Origin of the sequence: Streptomyces barkulensis, from assembly GCF_002843305.1 — a bacterium.
Classification (GTDB): Bacteria; Actinomycetota; Actinomycetes; order Streptomycetales; family Streptomycetaceae; genus Streptomyces; species Streptomyces barkulensis.
This window is the reverse complement of the sequence record NZ_PGSG01000061.1, coordinates 118188-142818: the sequence shown is the minus strand read 5'-3', so window position 1 is coordinate 142818 and position 24631 is coordinate 118188. Positions and strand designations below refer to the sequence as shown.

The 24631-nt window shown below is 75.8% G+C and carries 20 protein-coding genes; 8 read left to right on the top strand and 12 right to left on the bottom strand.

Annotation, left to right across the window (positions count from 1 at the left end; translation table 11 throughout):
* Window positions 1–109 precede the first annotated feature (109 nt).
* Both CUT83_RS12910 and CUT83_RS12905 read left to right on the top strand, forming a co-directional pair.
* Window positions 110–1051, top strand: a complete 942-nt coding sequence (locus CUT83_RS12910; RefSeq protein WP_101255985.1) for an ROK family protein — start codon at window positions 110–112, stop codon at window positions 1049–1051.
* 133 nt (window positions 1052–1184) lie between these two features.
* Complete coding sequence (locus CUT83_RS12905; protein WP_101255984.1) at window positions 1185–2267, top strand: NUDIX hydrolase; 1083 nt, start codon at window positions 1185–1187, stop codon at window positions 2265–2267.
* A 51-nt stretch (window positions 2268–2318) separates the two neighbouring features.
* On the opposite strand, the gene CUT83_RS12900 is transcribed toward CUT83_RS12905, so the two are convergent.
* A complete protein-coding gene (locus CUT83_RS12900; RefSeq protein ID WP_101255983.1) occupies window positions 2319–3683 on the bottom strand; it encodes a dipeptidase in 1365 nt (454 codons plus the stop codon).
* 210 nt (window positions 3684–3893) lie between these two features.
* Here CUT83_RS12900 and CUT83_RS12895 point away from each other — a divergent pair, with 210 nt between their 5' ends.
* Window positions 3894–5060, top strand: a complete 1167-nt coding sequence (locus CUT83_RS12895) for a geranylgeranyl reductase family protein (RefSeq protein WP_101256033.1) — start codon at window positions 3894–3896, stop codon at window positions 5058–5060.
* A gap of 42 nt (window positions 5061–5102) precedes the next feature.
* Here the strand turns inward: CUT83_RS12895 and CUT83_RS12890 are convergent, their stop codons facing one another.
* Window positions 5103–5594: a nitroreductase family deazaflavin-dependent oxidoreductase gene (locus CUT83_RS12890; RefSeq protein ID WP_101255982.1), complete on the bottom strand. Its 492-nt coding sequence runs from the start codon at window positions 5592–5594 to the stop codon at window positions 5103–5105.
* A 174-nt stretch (window positions 5595–5768) separates the two neighbouring features.
* Between CUT83_RS12890 and CUT83_RS12885 the strand changes: the two genes are divergently transcribed.
* A complete protein-coding gene (locus CUT83_RS12885; RefSeq protein ID WP_101255981.1) occupies window positions 5769–6494 on the top strand; it encodes a TetR/AcrR family transcriptional regulator in 726 nt (241 codons plus the stop codon).
* 52 nt (window positions 6495–6546) lie between these two features.
* Here CUT83_RS12885 and CUT83_RS12880 read toward each other — a convergent pair whose 3' ends face one another.
* The gene (locus CUT83_RS12880; protein WP_093850137.1) at window positions 6547–7335 is read right to left on the bottom strand and encodes an AfsR/SARP family transcriptional regulator; all 789 of its coding nucleotides are present in this window, start codon (window positions 7333–7335) and stop codon (window positions 6547–6549) included.
* A gap of 309 nt (window positions 7336–7644) precedes the next feature.
* On the opposite strand from CUT83_RS12880, the gene CUT83_RS12875 reads away from it, so the two are divergent.
* Window positions 7645–8877, top strand: coding sequence for an ROK family protein (locus CUT83_RS12875; RefSeq protein WP_101255980.1), 1233 nt, complete (start codon window positions 7645–7647; stop codon window positions 8875–8877).
* Between the two features lie 67 nt (window positions 8878–8944).
* On the opposite strand, the gene CUT83_RS12870 is transcribed toward CUT83_RS12875, so the two are convergent.
* The 4 genes from CUT83_RS12870 to CUT83_RS12855 form a co-directional block, all read right to left on the bottom strand.
* Complete coding sequence (locus CUT83_RS12870; protein ID WP_101255979.1) at window positions 8945–9403, bottom strand: ATP-binding protein; 459 nt, start codon at window positions 9401–9403, stop codon at window positions 8945–8947.
* A 182-nt stretch (window positions 9404–9585) separates the two neighbouring features.
* Window positions 9586–9945, bottom strand: a complete 360-nt coding sequence (locus CUT83_RS30935) for a hypothetical protein (RefSeq protein WP_240957818.1) — start codon at window positions 9943–9945, stop codon at window positions 9586–9588.
* Window positions 9946–10158: 213 nt separating this feature from the next.
* On the bottom strand, window positions 10159–10629 hold the full coding sequence (locus CUT83_RS12860) for an SRPBCC family protein (RefSeq protein ID WP_101255978.1): 471 nt from the start codon (window positions 10627–10629) through the stop codon (window positions 10159–10161).
* Complete coding sequence (locus tag CUT83_RS12855; RefSeq protein ID WP_101255977.1) at window positions 10626–11504, bottom strand: DeoR/GlpR family DNA-binding transcription regulator; 879 nt, start codon at window positions 11502–11504, stop codon at window positions 10626–10628. Before CUT83_RS12855 ends, CUT83_RS12860 begins: the two co-directional genes overlap by 4 nt.
* A gap of 245 nt (window positions 11505–11749) precedes the next feature.
* Between CUT83_RS12855 and CUT83_RS12850 the strand changes: the two genes are divergently transcribed.
* On the top strand, window positions 11750–14230 hold the full coding sequence (locus tag CUT83_RS12850) for a hypothetical protein (RefSeq protein ID WP_241524791.1): 2481 nt from the start codon (window positions 11750–11752) through the stop codon (window positions 14228–14230).
* 54 nt (window positions 14231–14284) lie between these two features.
* Here CUT83_RS12850 and CUT83_RS12845 read toward each other — a convergent pair whose 3' ends face one another.
* Together CUT83_RS12845 and CUT83_RS12840 are read right to left on the bottom strand one after the other, a co-directional pair.
* A complete protein-coding gene (locus CUT83_RS12845; protein ID WP_101255975.1) occupies window positions 14285–16747 on the bottom strand; it encodes a right-handed parallel beta-helix repeat-containing protein in 2463 nt (820 codons plus the stop codon).
* 165 nt (window positions 16748–16912) lie between these two features.
* Entirely contained in the window at window positions 16913–17497 is a 585-nt protein-coding gene (locus CUT83_RS12840; protein ID WP_101255974.1) for an Rv1733c family protein, read from the bottom strand.
* A 337-nt stretch (window positions 17498–17834) separates the two neighbouring features.
* On the opposite strand from CUT83_RS12840, the gene CUT83_RS12835 reads away from it, so the two are divergent.
* Complete coding sequence (locus tag CUT83_RS12835) at window positions 17835–18800, top strand: universal stress protein (protein ID WP_101255973.1); 966 nt, start codon at window positions 17835–17837, stop codon at window positions 18798–18800.
* 102 nt (window positions 18801–18902) lie between these two features.
* On the opposite strand, the gene CUT83_RS12830 is transcribed toward CUT83_RS12835, so the two are convergent.
* Window positions 18903–21281 carry a phosphoketolase family protein gene (locus tag CUT83_RS12830; RefSeq protein ID WP_101255972.1) on the bottom strand — a complete coding sequence of 793 codons (2379 nt, stop codon included), beginning with the start codon at window positions 21279–21281 and terminating at the stop codon, window positions 18903–18905.
* Window positions 21282–21574: 293 nt separating this feature from the next.
* On the opposite strand from CUT83_RS12830, the gene CUT83_RS12825 reads away from it, so the two are divergent.
* The gene (locus tag CUT83_RS12825; RefSeq protein WP_101255971.1) at window positions 21575–22876 is read left to right on the top strand and encodes a helix-turn-helix domain-containing protein; all 1302 of its coding nucleotides are present in this window, start codon (window positions 21575–21577) and stop codon (window positions 22874–22876) included.
* 347 nt (window positions 22877–23223) lie between these two features.
* Here the strand turns inward: CUT83_RS12825 and CUT83_RS12820 are convergent, their stop codons facing one another.
* Together CUT83_RS12820 and CUT83_RS12815 are read right to left on the bottom strand one after the other, a co-directional pair.
* Window positions 23224–24051, bottom strand: coding sequence for an MOSC domain-containing protein (locus tag CUT83_RS12820; RefSeq protein ID WP_101255970.1), 828 nt, complete (start codon window positions 24049–24051; stop codon window positions 23224–23226).
* 37 nt (window positions 24052–24088) lie between these two features.
* Entirely contained in the window at window positions 24089–24553 is a 465-nt protein-coding gene (locus CUT83_RS12815) for a DUF6643 family protein (protein WP_093850147.1), read from the bottom strand.
* Window positions 24554–24631: the final 78 nt, after the last annotated feature.

Sequence of the window (24631 nt, the reverse complement as noted above, 5' to 3'; positions counted from 1 at the left end):
TCGGTGACACGGTCGCACGCGGCACGTCCCCGTGCGCCGGTGGCCTCAGAGCATAGAGCCGGCCGATGGAGTGGACAACGTTGTCAGAAATAGGTGAGACTCTCCGGCCATGGACCAGGATCTTCTCGCCGCCCTCGACATCGGCGGAACCAAGATCGCAGGCGCGCTGGTGGACGGCGGCGGGCGGCTGCTGCTGCGGACCCGGCGGCCCACCCCGGCGCGGGAGCCGGGCGACGGCGTGATGCGGGCGGTGGACGAGGTGCTCGGCGAACTGAGGGCGGCGCCCCAGTGGCCGCGCGTGGCGGCTCTGGGGATCGGCAGCGCCGGGCCGGTGGACGCCCGGCGAGGCACGGTGAGCCCGGTCAACATCCCCGGCTGGCGGGACTACCCGCTGGTGGACGGGGTGCGCGCCGCCGTCGGGGAGATGCCCGTGACGCTGGTGGGCGACGGAGTGGCGATCACCGCCGCCGAGCACTGGCAGGGCGCGGCGCGAGGCCGGGACAACGCTCTGTGCATGGTCGTCTCCACCGGAGTGGGCGGCGGGCTGGTCCTGGACGGCAGACTCCACCCCGGACCGACCGGCAACGCCGGTCACATCGGCCACATCAGTGTGGACCTCGACGGTGACCCCTGCCCGTGCGGGGCGCGCGGCTGCGTGGAGGGCCTGGCCAGCGGGCCCAACATCGCCCGCCGGGCCCTGGCGAACGGCTGGCGGCCCGGACCGGACGGCGACGCCGGCGCCCGCGGGGTGGCCGCCGCCGCACGGGCCGGGGACCCGGTGGCCGTGGCCTCCTTCGAGCGCGCCGCACGGGCGCTGGCGGCCGGGATCGCCGCGACCGCGGCGCTGGCCGAGATCGAGATCGCGGTGATCGGAGGGGGAGTGGCCCAGGCGGGCGAGGTGCTGTTCGCGCCGCTGCGCCGGGCACTGGGTGAGTACGCCACGCTCTCCTACGTCCGGGGGCTGGAGGTCGTCCCCGCCGGCACGGGCACCGGGGCCGGCCTCGTCGGGGCCGCGGCGGCCTGCCGCCAGGCGCTGGGCCGGCCCGGGTGAGAGCCCCGGCCCGCGCGAGGCGGGGCGTGCGGCGCCGAACGCGCGGGACGACGCGCGGGACGGAGCGCGGGGGCGCGTTTCCGGGGCGGGGTGGAGCGGGCAGTGAACCGGGGACGACGGAATGGGGGGAACCGTGATCGTCTGGTTGAACGGCGCCTTCGGCGCGGGCAAGACCGCGGCGGCCCGTGAGCTGGTCGAGCTGCTTGCGGACAGCAACCTCTTCGACCCCGGTCTGATCGGCGTGGGGCTGCGCGCGCTGCTGCCGCGCAAACGTCTGGACGAGGTGCCGGACCACCAGGACCTGCCCGCCTGGCGGCGGCTGGTGGTGGATACGGCCGCGGCCGTCCACGGTGAGGTGGGCGGCACCCTGGTGGTGCCGATGACGCTGCTGCGGCAGGAGTACCGCGACGAGGTCTTCGGCGGGCTGGCGGCCCGCCGCATCCCCGTGCGGCATGTGCTCCTGGACGTAGAGGAAACGATCCTCCGCGAGCGGGCCGCCCGGCGCCGGGACACCGGGGAGGCACCCGGGGACGCTGAGGACGCCGCCCCCGGCCTCTCCGGCCTCTCCGGTGCCGCGGCGGGCGACCGGTGCCCGGATCCGGTCCGGCGCCCGTCGGCCCACCACCGGGTGCCGGACTGGCTCCGGGCCGACGCCTACACCGTCGACGCCACCTTCCTCACCCCCCGGCAGACCGCCGAGAAGGTGGCGGAGGCGGTACGTGCCGGGGAAGGCGCCTGCGACATCGTGCAGACCCCGGAACCGACCGCGGAGACCGTGGCCGCCGGGGTCCTCCTCTTCGACGAGACGGACCGGGTGCTGCTGGTCGACCCGACCTACAAGCCCGGCTGGGAGTTCCCCGGCGGTGTGGTCGAACCCGGTGAACCGCCCGCCCGCGCCGGGCTGCGCGAGGTGGCCGAGGAACTGGGGCTGCGGCTGGACACCGCGCTCCGGCTGCTCGTCGTCGACTGGGAGCCGCCCCGCCCGCCCGGCTACGGCGGTCTGCGGCTGCTCTTCGACGGCGGCCGGCTGACCACCGAGGCCGCCCGCGGCCTGCTGCTGCCCGGCTCGGAACTGCGCGGCTGGCGCTTCGCCACCGAGCGGGAGGCCGCCGGAATGCTGCCCCCGGTGCGGATGGAGCGGCTGCGCTGGGCGCTGCGGGCGCGCGAGCGGGGCGTCACGCTCAACCTGGAGGCGGGCACACCGGTCGGCGCGTGACGGCCGGACCCGTGCGGTGCGCGGTCCCGGCCGCCCGGCGCCGGCGGCCGGTCAGCCGAGCGCGGCCTCGGCGTACTTGCGCAGGAACAGCGCCTCGGTCACCGACAGCCGCCGCAGCTCGTCCGGGGAGACGCTCTCGTTGACCGCGTGGATCTGGGCCTCCGGCTCGCTCAGGCCGATCAGCAGGATCTCCGCCTTGGGGTAGAGCCTGCCCAGGGTGTTGCACAGCGGGATCGAGCCGCCCATGCCGGCGGTGGCCATCTCGGCGCCGTCGTACGCCTCGCGCATCGCCTCGGCCATCGCGGTGTACGCCGGGCTGGTGGTGTCCGCGCTGAACGGCTGGCCCTGGCCCACCTGCTCCACGGCCAGCCGCGCGCCCCAGGGGACGTGGGACTCCAGGTGGGCGGTGAGCAGCCCGGTGGCCTCGGCGGCGTCCGTGCCCGGGGGCACCCGCAGGCTGATCAGCGCCTGGGCGCTCGCCTGCACCGACGGGGTGGCGCCGACCACGGGCGGGCAGTCGATGCCCAGGACGGTGACGGCGGGGCGGGCCCAGATGCGGTCGGCGACGGTGCCCGAGCCGATCAGCTCCACCCCGTCGAGCACCCTGGCGTCCCTGCGGAAGTCCTCCTCCGGGTACTGCAGGCCCTCCCAGGAGGCGTCCGAGGACAGCCCGTCGACGGTCGTCGAGCCGTCCTCGGCGCGCAGCGAGTCCAGCATCCGGACGAGGGCCGCGAGTGCGTCCGGGGCGGCGCCGCCGAACTGCCCGGAGTGCAGATTGCCCTCCAGGGTGTCCACCCGGACCTTCAGCATGGTCATCCCGCGCAGCGTCGCGGTGACGGTCGGCAGGCCGGCGCGGAAGTTCCCGGAGTCCCCGATGACGATGGTGTCGGCGGTCAGCAGCTCCGGGTGCGCCTCGGCGTAGAGCTCCAGGCCCCCCATGCCCATCTCCTCGGAGCCCTCGGCGATCACCTTGACGTTCACCGGCACCCCGCCGTTGGCCTTCAGGGCGCGCAGCGCGAGCAGGTGCATGATGAAGCCGCCCTTGCAGTCGGCGGCGCCGCGCCCGTACCACCGCCCGTCGCGCTCGGTCAGTGTGAACGGCGGGGAGAGCCAGGCGTCCTCGTCCAGCGGCGGCTGCACGTCGTAGTGGGCGTACAGCAGCACGGTGGGGGCGCCGGCCGGGCCGGGCAGGAAGCCGTAGACCGACTGCGTGCCGTCCGGGGTGTCCAGCAGCGCCACGTCGGTGAAGCCCTCGGCGCGCAGCGCGTCCGCCACCCACCGGGCCGCTGCCGCGCACTCCTCGGGCGGGAACTGGGCCGGGTCGGCGACCGATTTGAAGGCCACCAGCTCGCCGAGCTCGGTACGGGCCCGGGGCATCAGCGAGGCTACGGTGGCTGCCAATGCGTCGTGCGCCATGGGAACGCTCCTTCGTGGTACCGCGTTGTGTGCCTGTGGGCGGGATCACCGTACGTACAGGCGGATGTGTGGTGCCGATGATCCCACAGGGGATCCGGGGGGACGCGGCACTAGGATGCGGCGATAACCGGAAGCGGCCGAGCGGGAGCGGTAACACACGTGAGCAGGGAAAGCGTCGAGGGCGCCGAGGGCACGGACCGGCAGAACCCGGTGTGGGACGTGGTGGTGGTGGGAGCGGGGCCGGCCGGAGCCTCCGCGGCGTACGCCGCGGCCGTCACCGGACGCCGGGTCCTGCTCCTGGAGAAGGCGGAACTCCCCCGCTACAAGACCTGTGGCGGAGGCATCATCGGGCCTTCCCGGGACGCCCTGCCGCCCGGCTTCGAACTGCCCCTGCGCGACCGGGTGTACGCGGTGACCTTCTCGCTGGACGGCAGGTTCGCCCGCACCCGGCGCTCCCGGAACATGCTGTTCGGGCTGGTCAACCGGCCCGAGTTCGACCACGCGCTGGTGGAGTCCGCGCAGAAGGCCGGCGCGGAGCTGTGGACGGGCGCCGCCGTCACCCGCGTCGAGCAGCACGGCCCCGCCGTCCCCGACCGGCGCACCGTGGCCGTGGTCCTCGCGGACGGCCGCACCGTCCTGGCCCGTGCCGTGGTCGGCGCGGACGGCAGTGCCGGCCGGATAGGAGCCCATGTCGGGGTGAAGGTCGACCAGGTGGACCTGGGACTGGAGGCGGAGATCCCGGTGCCGCCGTCGGTGGCCGAGGACTGGGCGGGCCGCGTCCTCATCGACTGGGGCCCGCTGCCCGGCAGTTACGGCTGGGTGTTCCCCAAGGGCGACACGCTCACGGTGGGGGTGATCTCCGCCCGCGGCGAGGGCGCGGCGACCAAGCGTTATCTGGAGGACTTCGTCGCCCGCCTCGGGCTCGCCGGCTTCGAGCCCGCGATCTCCTCGGGCCACCTCACCCGCTGCCGCTCGGCGGACTCCCCGCTGACCCGGGGCCGGGTCCTGGTCTGCGGCGACGCGGCCGGGCTGCTGGAGCCCTGGACGCGCGAGGGCATCTCCTTCGCCCTGCGCTCCGGACGGCTGGCGGGGGAGTGGGCGGTGCGGGTCGCCGAGGCGCACGACGCGGTGGACGCCCGCCGCCAGGCCCTCAACTACGCCTTCGCCGTCAAGTCGGGGCTGGGCGTGGAGATGGGCGTGGGCAGCCGGATGCACGCCGTCTTCGCCCGCCGTCCGAAGCTGCTGCACGCGGTGCTCACCGGTTTCCGCCCGGCGTGGAACGCCTTCGCGAGGATCACCCGTGGGACGACCACCCTCGGAGAGCTCGTCCGCACCCACCCCCTGGCCCAGCGGGCCCTGGAGAGAATGGACCGCTGAGCGCCGGGCGCCGCCTCCCGGCAGGCACCCCCGTCTTCCGGTTCATCCCTCCGGGGTGATCCGGAAGACGGGGTGCCGGTCGGCCACGGCCAGCAGTTCCCCGTCGCCGGAGGCCGGCCCGACGCCGTCGAAGAAGGCGCCGACCTCCCACTTCCACTTCCTCAGGTAGGCCCGCAGCACGGCCGGCTTCTCCTCGTCCGGCAGCTCCACGGCCGTGAACCGGTCCACGCGCCCGCCGATGCGCAGCTCCCCGCCGCCGGCCGCGCGCAGATTGCGCACCCACTGGGTGTTCCCGCGCGGCGCGACGAGGTACCGGGCGCCTTCGAACTCCAGAGGATTGACGGGGGTGGTGCGCCATTCGCCGCTCCTGCGCCCCCGCACCGCCAGGGTCCTGGATCCGGCGGGGCCGATGCCCCGCCGGATCAGCCAGGCCACCAGCCTGTTGAGCACGTGGTCGGTGAGCGCCCCGGTCCTCCTGTAGTGCGGTGTGGTGCGGGGCGTCGGCTGCGATCCGCTGTGCGGCTGTGCGGTCATGATCCGCCTCCTGGGCGAGGGCTCCGGGCCGTATGGGACGGCAGGGGGCGAGAAAAGCGTTCCAGAACGAGATCAGTGCTCTCTCGTGAGATCAGCGTCGCACGCCGTCCGCGTCCGCGCAAGAGCACTGCTCTCCTTTTCGTGCGGCGCTTCCGAAGCTGGCAGACTGACCTCATGAACGCGATCCGAGGAGCCAGGGAGCGGGCCCGCGCCGAGATCACCGCCGCCATCAAGGAAGAGGCGCGCAGACAGCTCGCAGGGGAGGGCGCCGCCCGGCTCTCGCTGCGCGCGGTCGCCCGCGAACTGGGCATGGTCTCCTCCGCGCTCTACCGGTACTTCCCCAGTCGCGACGACCTGCTGACCGCGCTGATCATCGACGCCTACGACGCCATCGGCTCCGCCGCCGAACGTGCCCTGGCCGCGGCGGACCGCGACGCGCCGGTCGCCCGCTGGCGGGCGGTCTGCCGGGCCGTACGGCAGTGGGCCCTGGCCCGCCCGCACGAGTACGCGCTGATCTACGGCTCGCCCGTGCCCGGCTACTTCGCCCCCCGGAGCACCGTCGCCCCCGCCTCGCGCGTCGGCCTCGCCCTGATCGTCGTCGTCCGCGACGCCCGTGCGGCCGGAGTCCTGCGCGAACCCGCCGGCGGCGCCTCCGCGCCGGCCGTCCCCGGGCCCGTCGCCGAGGACGCCGACCGGCTCATGGGACTGCTCGGCCTCGACCTGCCCGCCCCCGTGGCCGCGGGGCTCATCGCGGCCTGGGCCCAGCTGTTCGGCCTGATCGGCTTCGAGGTGTTCGGCCAGTTCAACCAACTGGTCGACGCCCGAGAGGAGTTCTTCGATCACGCCGTCACCCGGCTCGCCGCCGCCGTCGGCCTGACCGGCTCCGGGGAGGGTTCCTAGCCGCGGGCGGCCAGGGCTCCCGCTCCCTCCCCGGACCCGGGCCGCGCCGGGCTCAGGACGCCAGCGCCGACTCCGGCAGCAGCGAGGGGTCCTGGCGCACGATCCGCGCGTGCAGCTCCCGCAGCGCGGGGCCGGGCTCCGCCCCCCGCTCGTCCATGAGCCGGCGCCGGGCCTCCTCGTAGGCCGCCAGCGCCTCCGCGGGACGGCCGCAGCGGTACAGCGCCAGCATCGAGAGTCCCACCAGCCGCTCGCGCAGCGGGTGCCGGGCCACCTGCCGCGCCAGCTCGTGGACGCACTCGCGGTACCGGCCCAGCTCCAGATCGCCCTCCAACCGGGTCTCCAGCACCATCAGCCGCTTCTCCGCCCAGCGGCGCCGCTCACCGTCGAGGTAGGGGCCGGCCAGCCCCTCGGCGAACTCGCCGCGCCACAGCTCCTCCGCCTGCCTCGCCAGTGCGCCCGCCCGGCGCAGGTCGCCCGACTCGCGCGCGGACAGCGCCTCGCGCAGCAGCGTCCGCCGTTCCGCCAGATCGTCGATCCCGGCGTTCTCGATCCGGTAGCCGCTGCCGGTCCACACCAGTTCCGGGGACGAGCCGCCTCCGCCCGCCGCCGCGAAGGCCCGGCGCAGACCGGAGACGTACTTCTGGGCCAGGTTCCTCGCGTGCGACGGCGGTTCGCCGCCCCAGACCGCGCTCACCAGCGCGTCGTACGACATCGGCCGCCCCTCCTGCAGCAGCAGGACGGCGAGCACCGCCTGCTGCCGGGGCGGTCCCAGCGGCACCTCGTCGCCCCCGCGCAAGGCGCGCAGCGGACCGAGCAGTTCGAATCGCAGACCCTCAGCCATGTGCCCTCCCTCACCGCCCCGATGAGCCTACGTCCTGGACGGTTTTCCAGTGGATCTTCCCGCGAAGGCCGGTGTGCCGCGGGCGGGCGAGTCGCGCATTCCCCCTCCGGCGGTGACCCGCCTGCCCGCGGCGGCCGGCTCCGCGGCGCGGGGCAGAGGGCCCACGGGGCGAACCCCCCGAGCCGCCGCCCGCGGGGAAGGGCGGAACGCACCCGGCTGGAGGCAGTGTGCCAGGGTGTGCTCCGGCCCGTTCGCGGCGGTCGGGCCACCCCGCTTTGTTCGCGGTGCATACAAAGCCAGAATGGGACGGTGACCCCGACGCGTACAACAAAGCTGGAGAGAGGCCGCGGTGCCCTCGGCCCGGCGCTGGAACTCGTGCACACCGGACGCGCGCCCACCCGCGCCGTGCTCACCGCGGAGCTCGGCGTGACCCGGGCGACCGCCGGAGCCGTGGCCGCGGAGCTGGAGGCGCTCGGGCTGATCACCGTCGACTCCCGGCCGGCCGTCGCCGCCGGCTCCCAGGGCCGCCCCTCCCACCGGCTGTCGGTCGACCCCGGGGGCCCGGTCGTCCTGGCGGCCCAGGTGCACGCGGACGGGTTCCGCGCCGCCCTCGTCGGGCTCGGCGGCCGGATCGTCGCAACCGTGCCCGGCGCCGTGACGGTGGAGGCCGATCCGGCCCAGGTCCTCACCGAGGTCGTCGGTGCCGGGGCCGGACTGCTGCGCGAGACCGGGCGGCGCTGCCTGGGCGCCGGCCTGGCGGTGCCCTCCGCCGTCGCCGAGCCGGAGGGCACCGCCCTCAACCCGCTGCACCTGGCCTGGCCACCGGGAGCGCCGGTGCGGGAGATCTTCACCCGCTGCCTGGCCGAGGCCGGTGTCACCGGGCCGTCCGGCGACGCGCCGGCGACCGGCTTCGCCGCCAACGACGTCAACCTCGTCGCTCTGGCCGAGCACCGCCACGGCGCGGGCCGCGGCGCCCGCGACCTGCTGTGCGTGGCCACCGGGCACCGCGGCGTCGGCGGTGCGCTCGTGCTCGACGGCCGTCTGCACACCGGCAGTTCGGGACTGGCCCTGGAGGTCGGCCATCTGACCGTGGACCCGGACGGCAGGCCCTGCCACTGCGGCGGGCGCGGCTGTCTGGACGTGGAGACCGACCCGCTGGCCTTCCTGGAGGCCGCCGGCCGGGAGCCCGGCCCGGAGACCGGCCTGCTCAAGCGCGCCCTGGAGCTGCTGCGCACGGAGTACGCCACCGACCCGGCCGTGCGCGACGCCGCGCACCTGCTCATCGACCGGCTCGGCCTGGGCCTGGCCGGTCTGGTCAACATCCTGGACCCGGACCGGATCATCCTCGGCGGGCTGCACCGGGCCCTGCTGGAGGCGGACGCCGAGCGGCTGCGGAACGTCATCGCCGAGCGCAGTCTGTGGGGGCGCAGCGGCAAGGTGCCGGTACTCGCCTGCGAACTGGACTACAGCGGCCTGGTGGGCGCCGCCGAGCTGGCCTGGCAGCCGGTCCTGGACGACCCCATGACGGCGGCGCGGGGCTGATCCGGAGCTGATCCGGGTCTGCCCGGGGCGCCGGGGCCCGGCGCCGCCACCCGGGCCCCGGCGCCCGTCAGGCGTGCTGCAGGGGCTCGGCCGGGGCCGCGCGGTCCGGAGGGAGGGCCGCCTCCGGGGCCGGAGCGGCCGGAGCGGCGGGCACGGGTACCGGCAGGGTGATCCGCGCGGCCCCGCCGTCGGCGGCGAGGTCGCGCGGTGCCGGCCGCGGTCCGCCTGCCAGGAGTGCCCCCGTGGCGTGGGCGGGGGAGAACTGCGGGGAATGGTCGCGCACGGAGATCGTCAGCCGGTCCAGCAGCAGCGCGATCTCCACGGTGCAGCGCCCGTCCGGGCCCGCCTGCCGGCGGGCCCCCGCCAGCAGTTCGGCGACACCGTCGGCCGCCGGGCCGACGAGCGGGTCCAGTTTCCAGTAGCGCAGCAGGGCCGACACGATGCGGCGGATCTGGCCGGCCCGGGAGGGAAGGGTCTGGAACTCCACCGTCCGCTGCCGGCCGGACGTGCTGGGGTGACTGATCACGACTGCGGCTCCCTGGGAGGGTTGAGGGTGTCCGGACGACGGAGGAGAGAGCGTCAGGCGCACTGACGGCCGCTACGGCACAGACATCAGCGTGATTCAGACCAGGAAAAGGTGCAAATCGGACAATCTTTCCGGGTGGGTGTGCCCGACGGGCGCCCACCGAACCCCGGACCCCGGGCGCCTCAGCCGTCGGCCGGGGCCGCGCGCCGCTCCACCGCGACCTTCGGGGCACCGGACCTCCCCGGCGCCCCGCCCGACCGGGCGCGGGCACCGCGCAGCGCGGCCACCAGGCCGTCGCTCGTCTGCCCCTTCAGGCGCAGCGCGTACCAGGTGCCGTTGACGGCCGCCAGGGCCTGTCCGCGCGCGGCGTACCACGGCTCGCTGACGCGGACCTGCTCGACCGGCGCGCTGTCGATCTCCCGGCCGTAACTGGTCAGCAGCACCATCCGCCCGTCGCGGACGACGATCTGCCCGGCCCGGGTGAGGGACCGCAGCCACCGTGCTATCCGCACTCCGGTGGCACTGAAATCGGGCTCCGCCACAGCGCAACGCCTCCCACCTTCGTCACCGCCGGCCCGCCGCCACGGCCGGGCCGTCACCGGCGCCACCCCCACCGGGTGCTGCCCTGTCCGTCCGTCCTGCCCTGCCCTGCCCTGCCATGAAGTCTGCACCCGCCGGGCCCGACACGCCAGGGTGCGCGTACCGCACTACGCGCACTGCGGTACGCGCGGCGCGCCGCACGCGCCCCGCGGGCGCTACGCGCGGTCGGCCTGCCGGTCCAGGCCGCGCACCGCGCCGCGGAACGAGCGCCCGAGGGCAGGCCCCGCGAGCCGCAGCGCGGCACGGAAGACGGGAGTGCCGTCGGCCGCCATCGTGTACCGGACCCGGGTGCCGGTTCCCTCCGGCACCAGCAGCCACTCCTCCAGCATCGCCCGCACGCCGGGGACGTTGGCCGCGTCGACGCGGTAGGCGTAGCGCTCTGCGGGCTCCGCGGCCACGACCGTCTCCAGGAAGCGGCCGCCGCCGCGCAGTGTGATGCTCCGGCCGAGGCCGTCCGCGGCCGGCCGGGCGCCGGTCACCGCCTTGAACCACCGCGGCCAGCCCTCGGTGTCGGCCAGCACCGCGTAGACGGCCTCCGGCGGCGCGGAGGCCCGTGCGGTGAACACCAGCCGCACGGGGGCGGTACGGACGAAGCCGGCGCCGACCCGCTCCAGTTCGCGTGTCATGGGCGCTCCTCCCGCAGATTCCCGCCGCGGTGCCCGTCCCGCCCGCCGGGTCCCCCGTCCGCCACCACCAGATCCAGCTCCGGCAGCGCCTCGCGGATCTCCGCACGCGTCCGCTTCGGCATGCCGCCGTCGGTCACCAGCGTGTCCACCTCCGCCAGGGAGGCGAACGAACTCAGGCCCACCGTCCCCCACTTGGTGTGGTCGGCGACGACCACCACCCGCCGCGCGGAGCGCACCAGACGGCGGTTGGTCTCCGCCTCGGCCAGATTGGGCGTGGACAGCCCGGCCTCGGCGGATATGCCGTGCACGCCGAGGAAGAGCACATCGAAGTGGAGCGAGCCGATCGCCGCGTCCGCCACCGGCCCCACCAGGGAGTCCGAGGGGGTGCGCACCCCGCCGGTGAGCACCACCGTCGCCGCCCCCGGGCGGCCGCCCCGCGAGGCGTCCGCGCGCTGCGCGGTGTGGAAGACGTCCGCGACCCGCAGCGAGTTGGTGACCACCGTCAGATCCGGCACGTCCAGCAGGCACCGGGCCAGCGCGTACGTCGTCGTGCCCCCGGAGAGCGCGATCGCGCCGCCCGGGGCCGCCATCGCCGCGGCGGCCCGCGCGATGTCCTCCTTGGCGTGCTGCTCCAGCGACGACTTCGCCTCGAAACCCGGCTCGTGCGTGCTCGCCCCCGACACCGGCACCGCCCCGCCGTGCACCTTCTCCAGGACGCCCTGCCGCGCCAGCGCGTCAAGATCGCGGCGCACGGTCATGTCCGAGACGCTGAGCCTGCGGGTCAGCTCGTTGACCCGCGCCCCGCCGCGGCGCCTGACCTCCTCCAGGATGAGCGCGCGCCGCTGCTCCGCCAGGAGGTTCTGGTTGTCGCCCACCTGCTGGTCCGTCCCTTCTCGTCCACCGGCGGCCGCACACGCGATCGCCCGTGCGGCCGTGTGCGCGGATACGGGCATCTGTTCGGCTCCATCCTTCCACGCGGCCGCGGCGCGCCCCGAAGCGCGATCGTGACGTCCGGCAGGCCGGTCGGGCTGCGCACAGGGCTCCGCAGCCGCCATCCTGGTTGCCGCCGCGGGGAACCCCGCGGAAAACGGGGACACACACCGGATCGGGGGAGCGCAGCATGCCCGAGAACCGGCCGGCGCCGCCGGCGGGACAGCGCGGCGGCCAGGGGGAGCCGGCACTGGAACTCCTGGTGCACGGGGTCGGCGGCACCACGCCGCAGGAGATGCTCGGCGACCCGCGCACGGTGCGGATCACCGGCGACGACACCGCCGGCATCCACCGCCGCACCGAGGACGCGGACGCCGAGAGCCGCTTCGGGGAGTACGGGTACTCGGGCGGCCTGGCCGCCGACCGGTCGGCCGACCCCCGCACCGGGCCGCCGGCCGACCGTGCCCGGCAGCGGCCGATCCCCGAGGCGTACTGCTGGTCCAACCTCACCTCCGGCAACGGCGCCCGCGCCCTGTGGCTGCTCCTGCTGCCGTTCATGGTCGCCAACCTCGCCCACTGGATGCGCCCGGCCGCTCCCGCCCGCCACCGCGCCCAGCGGGTCTACGACGTCCTGGTGCGGCTGGTGGCGCTCTCCCTGACCGTGCTGCTCACCGCCGCGGCCTGCGAGGTAGCGCTCGACCTGGTGGCCTGGCAGTGCGCCGCCTCCGAACGCTGCGCGCGCGGCAAGTCCTGGCTCGGGCCGCTCACCGAGGGCTGGTGGGCGGTGCCCGGCCGCCGCCTGGTCCTGGCCGCGCTGGTGCCCGCCGCGCTGACCGCCCTGCTGTGGTGGCTGTCGCACCGCACCTGGAGCGCCTACGAGTCCGCCTCGCCGCCCCCGCGCCCGCCCGGCCCGGCCCGGCCGCTGCCCGGCGGGGAGCGGCCCGCGCTCTCCCTGCCGGGCTTCTGGTACGGCCGCCGCCTGGTCTCCCGGCTGCGCGCCGCCCACACCGCCGCCGGACTGCTCACGATCGCCACCGTGCTGCTGGCCGCGACCGCCGCCCACGATCTGCGCCCCGGCGGCGGCACGGCGCCGGAGGTCTCCGGGCGGGCGCTGGCCGCCGTCCTCGCGGCGGGCTGGGCGGCGACCGTGCTGGTCGCGGTCCGCAGGGGCCGCACCGAGTCCGAGCCGGACGAGCGGATCGACCGGTGGGCCTCCGCCGTCCTGCCGGGCGCCGCGCTGGGCGCGCTGGCGCTGACCGCCGTGTACGCCGCCTGGCCGCGTCCCGGCTGGACCTCCTCCGCCCAGCTGCCGGGCACCGGCGTGTTCGCCTGGCTCGCCCTCCTCCAGGGAGCGCTGGCCGCCGCCATCGCCGTCACCGCCTACGTCCTGCACCGGGCCTCGCCCCCGGGATCGTGCGCCGGACGGTGCGCCATGGGCGGGCTGGGCGGCGCCGCGGTCGCCTTACTGGCCTGCGCGCTCGGCGGAGTGCTCACCGGCGGAGTGGCCCAGCGCGTGGCGGACTGGCTGGACAAGGACGGCACCCCCGGCGTGGCCGGCGGCGCCATAGCGGGGCCGCCGGTGCTGCTGAGCTGGCAGGCGGCGGCGATCCCCGTCCTGCTGCTGGTCGTGACGGTCTTCGTGGTAGGCGCCGCGGTGCGGGCGGGGCGGACGCGCAGACGGCTCACCCCTCAGATCGTCGACTCCTACGAGGGCGAGCCCCGCGAGCTGGAGTCCCGCAGCCGCCGGATCGCCCGCGTCGTCGCCTGGGCGCGGCTGACCGACTCCGCGCCGGCCCTGATCGCCTCCGTCACCGTCGCCACCGTGCTGCTGGGCGCCGGCGCCCTGGTGGGCGCGGCCCGCACCGGCCTGCCCCCGGGGCCGGCCGCGGCCGGCTGGCCCGGCCCGCTGCCCGCCCTGGCCCAGGCCGTCCAGGGGCTCGGCTCCTGGCTGATGGGCGCCATGGTGGTGCTGCTGGTGGCGATGGGCCGCCGCGCCTACCGGGACGCCGCCGCCCGCCGCACCGTCGGCATCCTGTGGGACGTGGGCACCTTCTGGCCGCGCGCCGCCCACCCCTTCGCGCCGCCCTGCTACGCCGAGCGCGCGGTGCCGGACCTCACCTGGCGGATGTGCACCTGGACCGCGCGCACCGGCGGCCGGCTGGTGATCTCCGGGCACTCCCAGGGCAGCGTGCTGGCCGCCGCCGCCGTCTGGCAGCTCGACCCCGACACCCGCGGACGGGTCGCACTGCTCACCTACGGCTCCCCGCTGGAGCGGCTCTACGGGCGCTGGTTCCCGGCCTGCTTCGGCCCCGCCCCGCTGCGCGCGCTGAGCGAGGAGGTGGACTGCTGGCGGAACCTGTGGCGCCTGACCGATCCGATCGGCGGCCCGGTGATGGCGGGCGAGGACGGCGGGCAGGAGGTGGACCGCGGCCCGCTGAGGGATCCGCTGCACTACGGCCGCACCCCCGAGCACCCGCTGCCCGCGCCGATCCTGGGCCACGGCGACTACCAGGCCGACCCCGCCTTCGACGCCGAACGCGCGGCCCTGCTGGACCGGCTGTCCGAGGGGGACGAGACGCCCTGCGTGCCGGCCCAGCCCGAACAGGGACCCGAACAGGGGCCCGAACCGCGGCCCGGCCGCCGCACCGGAGCCGGCCCGGCGGCGGGCTAGCCGTACCGGCCCATGGACGGGCCGGACGGGCCGGCCGGACCTGGCGCGGGGCGGTCAGTGCCGCGGCTCCCGCGGCAGATCCTCGGGGTGGAGCAGCGTCAGATCGTCGGTGTCCGGGTCGTCGAGCTGGGCGACCCGGCCCGCGTGCCGCTCGACCATGGCCTCGAAGGTCTGCCGCGCGGTGCGGCCGTTGCCGAACGTCGGCCCCTTGGGAAGCCCGGCGAAGTACTTCAGCAGCGCGTCGGCCGTGCCCTCGGCGAGCTGGTACTCGTGCTCCTCGGCCTGCTGGCCGACGATCCGCAGCAACTCCCCGGGCGTGTAGTCGCCGAAGGTGATGGTCCGTGAGAACCGGGAGGCCACACCGGGGTTGGTCTCCAGGAAGCGCTTCATCTCCGCGGTGTAGCCGGCGACGATGACGACCACCTCGTCGCGGTGGTCCTCCATCAGCTTCACCAGGGTGTCGATCGCCTCCCGGCCGAAGTCCCGGCCGGAGTCCTCGGGCGAGAGGGCGTACGCCTCGTCGATGAACAGCACACCGCCGCGCGCCCGGTCGAACGCCTCCTGGGTGCGGATCGCCGTCGAGCCGATGTGCTCGCCGACCAGATCCACCCGGGAGACCTCCACCAGATGACCGCGCTCCAGAACCCCGAGGGAGTGCAGGATCTCCCCGTAGAGCCGGGCGACGGTGGTCTTGCCGGTGCCGGGGGATCCGGTGAACACCAGATGCCTGCGCGCGGAGGCCGCCTTGAGACCGGCCTCCCGGCGCCTGCGGCCCACCTCGATCATGTCGATGAGGGCGCGCACCTCCCGTTTGACGCTCTCCAGACCGACCAGCGCGTCGAGTTCGCCCAGCACCTCCTTCGCCGGCCGCGCCTCCTTGGCCGGCCCGCCGGAGGCCTCGCCGGAGGAAGCCCCGCCGGCCGCGGACGCGGGGACCGCGGCGGCGGGGGGCGCCGTGGCGGCCGACTGCTGGGGTATGCCGCCCAGCAGGCCCGCGGTCCGCACGGCCGGGGAGGCGGGCGGCTCGGGCTCGGACGTGACCGGCGCCGAACTCCGGTCGCTGGTGCAGTCCTCGGCGACGGGCCCTCCGTCGGCGAACTCGTAGCCCCCGCGCGCACAGCGCTCGGTGCGGCAGCGGCGCAGCGTGGTGCGGCAGCCGTCGATCACATGGAAGCCGTAGCCGCCGGAGCCGGTCACCCGGCAGTTCGAGAAGGTGCCGCGCCCCTCGGCGGAGACGTAGAAGCCCGCCTCCGCCGGATCGGTCACGGTGCAGCGGTCGATCTCCGGATCGGCGCCCTTGGTGACGATCACCCCCGTCCCGGCTGCGTCGATCGTGCAGTTGGCCAGCGTGCCGACGCTGCCGTGGTCGCGGAACCAGGCGCCGGTGGCGGCCTCCCGGATGCGGCAGTCGTCCAGCTGGACCGTCCCGCCGTCGCTCACCGACACCGCCGTGTTGCGCACCTGCGCCAGATCGCTGTCGAGGACGTCGGCCCGCGAGCCCCGGTCCAGGACGAACAGTGCGTCCGGCACGTCGTGGACCCGGCAGGAGTCCAGCAGAGCCGAGGCTCCGTCGCTGACCCACACCGCCGGATAGTCGCCCGTGCTCTCCTGGATCTCGCATCCGTTGGCGTCCACGCGGGTGCCCGGGTCCCACACCGACAGGCCGTTGCGGCCGAAGCGGCGCACCGTGGAGCGGGTGAGCGTCAGCACCGAGCGCGAGCGCAGGTCGACCGCGTTCTCCGGGATGTCGTGGATCTCGCAGTCGGCGAGGGTGAGCACCGCGTCGGTGTCCAGGGTGACGCCGTCGGCGGAGGTGCGGTGCACCCGGCACTCGGTGAGGTTCCCGACGGCCCGGGAGGCGACCCGTACCCCCGCGCCCTTGATCTCGTACACCTCGCAGCCCACGGCGTCCACCGCGCTGCCCTCCCCGGACAGCGACAGCCCCGCGCCCGAGGCGTGGCGGACCCGGCAGCGCTCCAGCCGGGGATGGGCGCCCTCGTGCACCGCGATGCCCGACTGCCCGGCCGCGACCACCTCGCACTCCTCGAACAGCCCGCCCGCGCCCCCGCCGACGCCGATGCCCACCCCGGCCGGGTTGTCCACCGTGCAGCGGCGCAGGGTCGGCCGGGCCCCGGAGCGCACCTCGATGCCGGAGGCCGACCGCGTCACCACCCGCAGCCCGGAGAGCTCGGCCACGCAGTCCTCGACCAGCAGCGCGGGCGCCGCGGCGTCCTGGCCCTCGATCTGCAGGTCGCGTACGACCGCCGCGGCGCGTACGGTCAGCGCCACCCCGTCGGCGGGGGCCAGACGCACCGAGCCGCCGTCGGACCGCTCGGGACCGCGCAGGGTGACGGCGCGTTCGATCACCAGGTTCTCGCGGTAGGTGCCGGGGGCGACGGTCAGCACGTCACCGTCGCCGGCGGCGAGGAGGGCGGCGGAGATGGTGGCGTAGTCTCCCGTTCGGCGCCGCCACCGCGACGAGCTGGTGTGCGTCACCTGGACCAAGCCCTGTGCCATGGACCGCCTTGCCCCAAACCTCGTGCGAACCTCGATCGCGCTGCCGCGCGCATCCGGATGCACCACCGTAGCGTGTGCCGGACCGATGGGATGACCGGTCCGTCCGCCACGGCGGAGGCGGGCGGACCGTGTGCCCGCCCTGGCCCGATTCGGGCCGGATCGGCGTCAGTTCGATCTTCCGGTACGCCCCCAGTCGGGGCCCACCCGGGCCCACTCCTGTGCCCAGCGGGCGTAGCGCCGGGCCAGCAGCCGCCGCACCAGCAGCCGCCGTACGCTCTCCACCAGGCCGGCCGCCGCCACCGCCGTACCGAATCCGGCCAGGGCGGCGTGCGAGGACGCGGTGGCGGCGTCCATCGGACGTGCGGTGATCTCGCCGTGGGCGTCCACCCACACGCGCAGCCGGTCACCGGGCTCGGTCGGGCGGTCGGCGACGACCGTGCCCGAGTGGGTGCGGCCGTCGACCGCCGTCCAGGTGGCGGTCACCCGGTGGCCGGACTCGGCCTCGGGGGCGTCGGCCACGGGCGGGGTGCTCTGGGCCGCCGTCGCCCATACCTGGTGCCGCTGCCGCTGCTGCTCGCGCACGACGCCCATCAGCGTCTCGTGCGCGGTCCGGGTGCCCCACAGCGCGACGGCGGGCGTGCCCACGGTCATCAGCAGGACGGCGGCCAGCGCCAGCCAGCCCTCCACACGGTCGGTGGTCCGGTACAGCGGGTTGCCCCGCCACCGCCACAGTCCGGCGATCGCTCGCACGATCGCTCACCCCCCTCGCCGCCGGTCGCCGTCCGCCCGGTCTCGCGCGGCAGCGGGTGGACGGGGTGAGGACGACGGCACGGAAACCGCACGGGCCGCAGGCCGGGGCGGCCGGTGGCGTCGTCCCTCTTCCACGGCCGAGCTTATCGGCACCGGAGCGCACTGCACAGCCGCCCGACAGGCCCGCAGGGAGTGAAAGAGGGAGGTGGGGAGGGTACCCGGGCGCCCCCGGTCCGGCACGGCGCCCTCCAGGGGGCCCGGGGCCCGGCCCGCCCGTGGCGGGGGCCGGGATCCGTACACCCGCCGCGGTCCGCGCGGACCGCCCGCCCATGGAGGCGTGAGGACAGTGAACCGCTCCGCACAGCTCCCCGTCGTGGTCGGCGTCGACGGCTCGGACCACTCCCTGCGCGCCCTGGACCGGGCGGTGGGGGAGGCCGTGCTGCGGGGCGCGCCGCTGAAGATCCTGTGCGGCGCGTCCGCCCACCGGTTCGCGCCCGACGGCGCCCCCGGCACCTCCGGCGCCCCCGGTGCCGTTGACGCCTCCGGGGAGGCCGAGGGGGCCGCCACGGCCGACACGGCCGACGAGGAGCGCCGGCGGGCGCTGGCTCGGCAGGCCCGGCAGACCGCCGAGTCGGCCGCCGAGCGGGCCAGGGAGAGCGCTCCGGGGCTTGAGGTGGAGCCGTCGGCGGTGGACGAGAACGCCGTCGCCGCGCTGGTGCGCGCCGGGAGCCGGGCCGCGCTCACCGTGGTCGGCACCCGCGGCCACGGCGGTTTCACCGGACTGCTGCTGGGCTCGGTGAGCCTGCGGGTGGCGGCGCACATCGAAGGCCCCCTGATGGTCGTGCGCGGCGACAACGAGCGCCCCCGGCACACCGTGGTCGTCGGCGTGGAGTACGGGACGGACACCGACGCGGCGCGCTACGGCTTCGAGGAGGCCGAACGGCGGGCGGCGGCGCTGCTCGTCCTGCACGCCTGGGAACTGCCGGTCCACCCCGGCGTCATGGTGCCGCCGCCGACCCGGGTGCTGGAGGAGATCGCCGAGGAGCAGGCCCGCTACGAGGAGAGCGTGCCGATGGACGCCGTCGCCGGGCTGCGCGAGGCGTACCCGAACGTCGACGCCCGGGCCGAGACGGTGTACGCCGGGCCCGGTCACGCGCTGGTCGAGGCCAGCGCGGCCGCCGATCTGGTCGTTCTGGCGGCGCACCGCCGCCACCGCCTCTTCGGCATGCGCCTGGGACCGGTCACCCACGCTGTGCTGCACCACGCCCACTGCCCCGTGGTGCTCGTCCCCACGGCGGCCTGACCGTCCCGTGCCGTCCCGTGCCGTCCCGTGCCGCTCTGTGCCGGTCCGGGGCGGCCCGCCGGACCGCCGCCCCGGTCCGCCGTCGCGGTCCGGCCCGGCCTGTCAGCCCGGCCAGCGCCAGTCGGCGACCTCGGGCAGATCGGTGCCGTGCTCGCGGATCCAGCCGTGGTGCCGCTCGCGCGCCTCCCGCGCGGACTCGCGCAGCTCCCCGGCCCGCTCCGCGAACCCCGGCGCCCGGTCGATCACGTCCATGACCAGCCGGTAGCGGTCCAGGTCGTTGCGGACCACCATGTCGAAGGGGGTGGTGGTCGCCCCGCTCTCCCGGTAGCCGCGCACATGCAGCCGGTCGTGGAGGCCGGGCCGGTGGGCGATCCGGTGGACCAGCCACGGATAGCCGTGATAGGCGAAGACCACCGGCCGGTCACGGGTGAACAGCGCGTCGAACTCCGCGTCCGGCAGCCCGTGCGGATGCCGCGAGGCGGGCATCAGCCGGGCGATGTCCACGACGTTCACCATCCGCAGCGCCAGACCGGGCAGATGCTCGCGCAGCAGCGAGGCCGCGGCCAGCGCCTCCTGGGTGGGCACGTCCCCGGCGCAGGCCAGCACCACGTCCGGCTCCCGTCCCGGCCGCTCGGTCCCGGCCCACCGCCACACCCCGGCGCCGCGCTCGCAGTGGTCGCGGGCCTGCTCCGGCCCGAGCCAGTCGAAGCAGGGCTGCTTGCCGGCGACGACCACGTTCACCGTGTCCGTCGTCCGCAGCACGTGGTCGGCCACGCACAGCAGGGTGTTGGCGTCCGGGGGGAAGTAGGCGCGCACCACGTCGGGACTCTTGGTGAGCACATGGTCGACGAAGCCGGGATCCTGGTGGGAGAAGCCGTTGTGGTCCTGCCGCCACACATGCGAGGTCAGCAGGTAGTTCAGACTCGGGACGGGAGTCCGCCAGGGCACCTCGCGGGCGCTCTGCAGCCACTTGGCGTGCTGGGTGACCATGCTCGCCACGATGGTGGAGAAGCCCTCGTAGGAGGTGAACAGCCCGTGCCGCCCGGTGAGGGTGTAGCCCTCCAGCCAGCCCTGGCACAGATGCTCGGAGAGCACCTCCATCACCCGGCCGTCGCCTCCGAGGTTCCGGTCCGTCGCCAGCGAGTCGCCCTGCCAGGCGCGGGACGTGGCCTCCAGGACGTCCTGGAGGTGGTTGGACTCGGCCTCGTCCGGGGCCGTCAGCCGGAAGTCGCGCCGCCCGGCGGTGTCCTCGAAGACCTGCCGCAGCATGCCGCCCAGCACCCGGGTCGGCTCGTGGGAGGACGCGCCGGGCCGGTCCACCGGCACCGCGAAGGCGTCCGGGCCGCGCAGCGGCAGCGGCCGCCGCAGCCGGCCGCCGTCGGCGTGCTTCGAGGCCCCCAGCCGCCGCTCCCCGCGCGGTACGTGCGCCAGCACCGCGGGCAGGGGGCGGCCGGAACCGTCGAACAGTTCCCCGGGCCGGTACGAGCGCAGCCACCGCTCCAGCGCACGCAGCCGGCCGGGGTCGTCGCGCACGTCCTTCACCGGGATCTGGTGGGAGCGCCAGGTGTCCTCCACCGGGTCGCCGTCCACCTCCCGGGGCCCGGTCCAGCCCTTGGGGGTGCGCAGCACGATCGCCGGCCAGCGGGGCCGTCCGGCCGCCCCCTCCTCACGCGCCACCCGCCGGATCGCGGCGATCTTCTCCAGTGCCGTGTCCAGGGCGGCGGCCAGGGCGCGGTGGACCTCGGCCGCACCGGTGTCCGGGGCGGCCGTCACGTACAGCGGCTCGTGGCCGTAGCCGCGCAGCAGGGCGTCCAGCTCCTCGTGGGGGATGCGGGACAGGACGGTCGGGTTGGCGATCTTGTAGCCGTTGAGGTGCAGGACGGGGAGCACCGCGCCGTCGTGCACCGGGTCCAGGAACTTGTTCGAGTGCCAGGAGGCGGCCAGCGGCCCCGTCTCCGCCTCGCCGTCCCCGACGACGCAGACGGCCACCAGATCCGGGTTGTCCAGGGCGGCCCCGTAGGCGTGGGACAGGGAGTGCCCCAGCTCCCCGCCCTCCTGGATCGAGCCGGGCACCACCGGGGAGGTGTGGCTGGGCAGCCCGCCGGGGAAGGAGAACTGTTCGAACAGCCGCGCCATCCCCGCCTCGTCGCGCCCCATGCCGGGCCACAGCTCCCCGAAGGTGCCCTCCAGCCAGCTCCCCGCCAGCACCGCGGGCGCGCCGTGGCCCGGTCCCCACACGCACAGCGCCTCCAGGTCGCGGGCGCCGATCACCCGGTTCAGATGGGTGTAGACCAGGGCCAGGCCCGGACAGGTGCCCCAGTGGCCCAGCAGCCGCGGTTTGACGTGCTCGGGCCGCAACTCCTCACGCAGCAGCGGATTGTCCCGGAGGTAGAGCTGGCCCGCGGCCAGGTAGTTCATGGCGCGCCAGTGCGCGTCCAGCTCCGCGCACTCGCGGTCGGCGAGCGGGTGGTGCGTCTGCATGGGACCTCCGGTCATGGCTCGGTCATGGCTCGGTCGTCACTCGGGTCGCCGCTCGGACTGTCACTCGGTCCGCCTCCCGGTCCGCCTCCCGGTCCGCGGACCGGGAGGCTTCGGGGCCCTTCGGGACATGCGGCGCCTGTGGCCCGTGTCCCCTGCACGCGGTCGGCCACACCCGTACGCGCCGCCCGGGCGGGGACCGCGCCGTACCGAGCCCCGTGACGGGCCCCGCAAACGACACCGCGCGCCCCGCCGTCCGGTTGCCGCAACGCCCTCCCCGGCAGCACGATGGCGGCGTGTTCAGACAATGGCTGGCGCTGGAGGCGGGCGCGGACCCGGCCGAACGGGCCGGAGCGGTGCGCCGCGCCCACGAGGCATTCCTGTCCGGGGAAGCGGTCGGCGCGCCCGTACGCGGCCTGATAGCCGACTCCTGGCGGCGTTCGGCCAGGGCGTCGGTCGCAGTGGACCGGGTGGCCTCCGTGGACCTCGCCGGCGACGATCTCGCAGCCCACCGCCGGGAGCACCCCCTGGGCCGGGTCATGCCGCTGTTCCGGGAACTGCTGGGCGGTATCGCCGAGGACGGCGCCCATCTGCTGTCGGTCTGCGACGAGCAGGGCCGGATGCTGTGGGTGGAGGGCCACGCGGACGTCAGACGGCGCGCGGAGCGGATGAACTTCGTCCCCGGCTCCCGCTGGTCCGAGCCCCACGCCGGGACCAACGCCCCGGGCACCGCGCTCACGCTCGGACACCCGGTGCAGATCTTCGCCGCCGAACACTACTGCCGCCCCGTCCAGCCCTGGACCTGCGCCGCGGCCCCCGTCCACGACCCGCGCACCCGCCGGGTGCTGGGCGTCGTGAACATCACCGGCGGCGACCATCTGGCCTCACCGCACAGTCTCGCGCTCGTCCAGGCCACCGCCCGGGCGGCCGAGGCCCAACTCGCCTCCCTCGTCCCGGCCGCCGCCCCGGCCCGTCTCCTGGAAGCCCTGGGCCGCGACGGCGCCCTGCTCCACAGCGGCCGGTCCGAGGCGCCGGTACGGCTGGGGGTGCGGCACAGCGAGATCGTGCTGCTGCTCGCCTCCCACCCCGACGGGCTCTCCGGCGGCCGGCTCGCCCTGGAGCTGTACGGCGAACGCGACGTCAGCCCCGTCACCCTGCGCGCCGAACTGTCCCGGCTGCGCGGGGTGCTGGGCCCGTTGCTGGCCTCCCGCCCGTACCGGCTGACCGCCCGGGTGCGCACCGACTGCGACACGGTCGCCGAGGCGGTGGGCGCCGGCGACCTGCCCACCGCGCTGGCCGCCTACCGGGGTCCGCTGCTTCCGCTGTCCGAGGCGCCCGGGGTGGTGCGGATGCGGCGGATGCTGGAGGACAGGCTGCGGCGGGCACTGCTCGCCCGCCGGGATCCGGAACTGCTGGACACCTGGGTGCGCACCCCCTGGGGGGAGGACGACCTGGAGGCCTGGGAGGCCCTGGCGGGCGCGCTGCCACCGGAGGCCCGGGCGGTGCCCGGCGCCCGGCTGCGGGCTCTGCGCGACGCCTACGGGATCGACCCCCCGCGGCGCCCGGGCGCAACGTTCCCGCAACCCCCCGTTGCCTAACGTGGCGCCGCGCCTTCGCCGTTCGGCCGCCCACGGGCGGACCGTCGCGGCGGAGCCTTCTGTGTTCCGCTCCATGGGGACGCCCTCGGAAAGGCTCCCGGCCGCCCGGCGGCGTCCGGGCCCTGCCCGGGCCGATCGCCCCGTGGCCGCCGGCGCCGGGAGGGGCCGCCCGCGCTCGGGCGGTGCGCATCCGGGAGCGGGGCGTGGAGCGGCGCTCCTCTCCCGGACGGCCAGGGTGGCACGGCGGGGCCGCACGGCCTGCTTGACGGCGAGCAGGACGAACGGTGTCCGGTGGGGACCCCGCGTCCGCGGGGCCCCATCCCGCCCCGCCGTGCCGCCCGCGCCCTTCAGCCCAGGACTTCGAAGGGGTCGCCCGTGCGCAGGGTGCCGGTGTTCTCGGGGACGAGAAGCTGCCCGAACAGCAGCCGGTCGCCGAAGCGGCGGTGCCTGGCCAGGGTGCGCAGCGGCTCCTTGCCCCGCTCGGCCGTGGCCTGGTCGGTCGTGGTCACCACGCAGCGGCCGCAGGGCTTGGCCACCCGGAAGGACACCTCGCCGATCCGGATACGGCGCCAGCCGTCCTCGGACCAGGGGGCGGTGCCCTCGACGACCACGTTGGGCCGGAAGCGGTCCATCGGCAGCGGGCCCTCGTCCGGGTGGTCCCCCTGCTCTATCAGCAGGTTGAGGGCGTCCAGCGACGACACCGTGGTGAGCAGCACGGGGAACGCGTCGGCGAGGCTGACCGTTTCGCCCGGGCGGCCGTGCGAGGAGGTGACCGGGCGCCGGTGCTCGGGCGCGTCCATGTGGACCAGTCGCGCCTGCGTCCCCAGATACGCCGTCAGCCAGCCGTGCGCCTCACCGGACGCGGGCACCGCCTCGACCTTGGTGTTCCACACCTCGAACACGTCGGTGCCCGAGGCCGGGTCGGGCACCTCGACGGTCAGCGGCGGCATCCCGGGGGCGGACAGCCGGAGACCGCCGCCGGGCAGCGGCTCGGCGGCGGCCCGCGCGAGGCGCGGGTGCCCGCGCTGGGTGAGCGGTGCGCCGTCGGGACCGGCCGCCATCCAGCGCCGGTCCCCCGACAGTCCCCATGGCTCCACGACGGCATGGGCGGTTCCGACACCCGCGAACGACTTCACCGGGTAGAGGTTGAGCGCGGCCAGTGTGGACGTGGTCATGCGCCCATCCTGCCACCCGGGTCGGACAGTCGGCGGGTCAGTAACCACGCCCCTGGTACGAGTGGCCGTAGGACTCCTCGTAGGAGCCGGGGTACGGGCTCTGGGCGGGCACCGGGCGGGCGGCGACCGGACGCATCTGCTGGGGCTGCGGCTGCTGCGGGTAGCCGTACCCGCCGCGCGGCGCGGCGGCCTGCTGCGGGATGTACGGCGCGGGCGCCTGCTGCAGAGGTGCGGGCTGCTGGACCGGTGCGGGCTGCTGGTAGGCCGGGGCCGGGTAACTCCGCGCCGGCTGCGGCTGGTAGGAGGGCCCCGACGGCAGCGCGGGCAGCGCGGCCGGGAGGGCGGGCAGGTGGTCCGAGGTCTCGTACGGGGACGCCGGAACGCGTATGGGCGCGATCTGAGGGGTACCCCGCTCGGCGACCAGGCTGTCGTAGATCGGGGTGTCAGCGAAGGACGGCGCGCTGTAGTAGCCACCGCCATAGGTGCTGCGGGGGGACGTCATACTCATAAGTTAAGCCCACGATGTGCCGGTTGGGGAGAGCGAAAAGAAGGTCATTTGACGGGCTCTGCGCGGTCATCG

Excerpts from the sequence above, each read along its gene's own strand:
- CUT83_RS12910 (WP_101255985.1), top strand. The coding sequence starts at position 110 with ATGGACCAGGATCTTCTCGCCGCCCTCGACATCGGCGGAACCAAGATC.
- CUT83_RS12900 (WP_101255983.1), bottom strand. The coding sequence starts at position 3,683 with ATGGCGCACGACGCATTGGCAGCCACCGTAGCCTCGCTGATGCCCCGG.
- CUT83_RS12890 (WP_101255982.1), bottom strand. The coding sequence starts at position 5,594 with ATGACCGCACAGCCGCACAGCGGATCGCAGCCGACGCCCCGCACCACA.
- CUT83_RS12885 (WP_101255981.1), top strand. The coding sequence starts at position 5,769 with ATGAACGCGATCCGAGGAGCCAGGGAGCGGGCCCGCGCCGAGATCACC.
- CUT83_RS12880 (WP_093850137.1), bottom strand. The coding sequence starts at position 7,335 with ATGGCTGAGGGTCTGCGATTCGAACTGCTCGGTCCGCTGCGCGCCTTG.
- CUT83_RS12860 (WP_101255978.1), bottom strand. The coding sequence starts at position 10,629 with ATGACACGCGAACTGGAGCGGGTCGGCGCCGGCTTCGTCCGTACCGCC.
- CUT83_RS12850 (WP_241524791.1), top strand. The coding sequence starts at position 11,750 with ATGCCCGAGAACCGGCCGGCGCCGCCGGCGGGACAGCGCGGCGGCCAG.
- CUT83_RS12845 (WP_101255975.1), bottom strand. The coding sequence starts at position 16,747 with ATGGCACAGGGCTTGGTCCAGGTGACGCACACCAGCTCGTCGCGGTGG.
- CUT83_RS12830 (WP_101255972.1), bottom strand. The coding sequence starts at position 21,281 with ATGCAGACGCACCACCCGCTCGCCGACCGCGAGTGCGCGGAGCTGGAC.
- CUT83_RS12820 (WP_101255970.1), bottom strand. The coding sequence starts at position 24,051 with ATGACCACGTCCACACTGGCCGCGCTCAACCTCTACCCGGTGAAGTCG.
- CUT83_RS12815 (WP_093850147.1), bottom strand. The coding sequence starts at position 24,553 with ATGACGTCCCCCCGCAGCACCTATGGCGGTGGCTACTACAGCGCGCCG.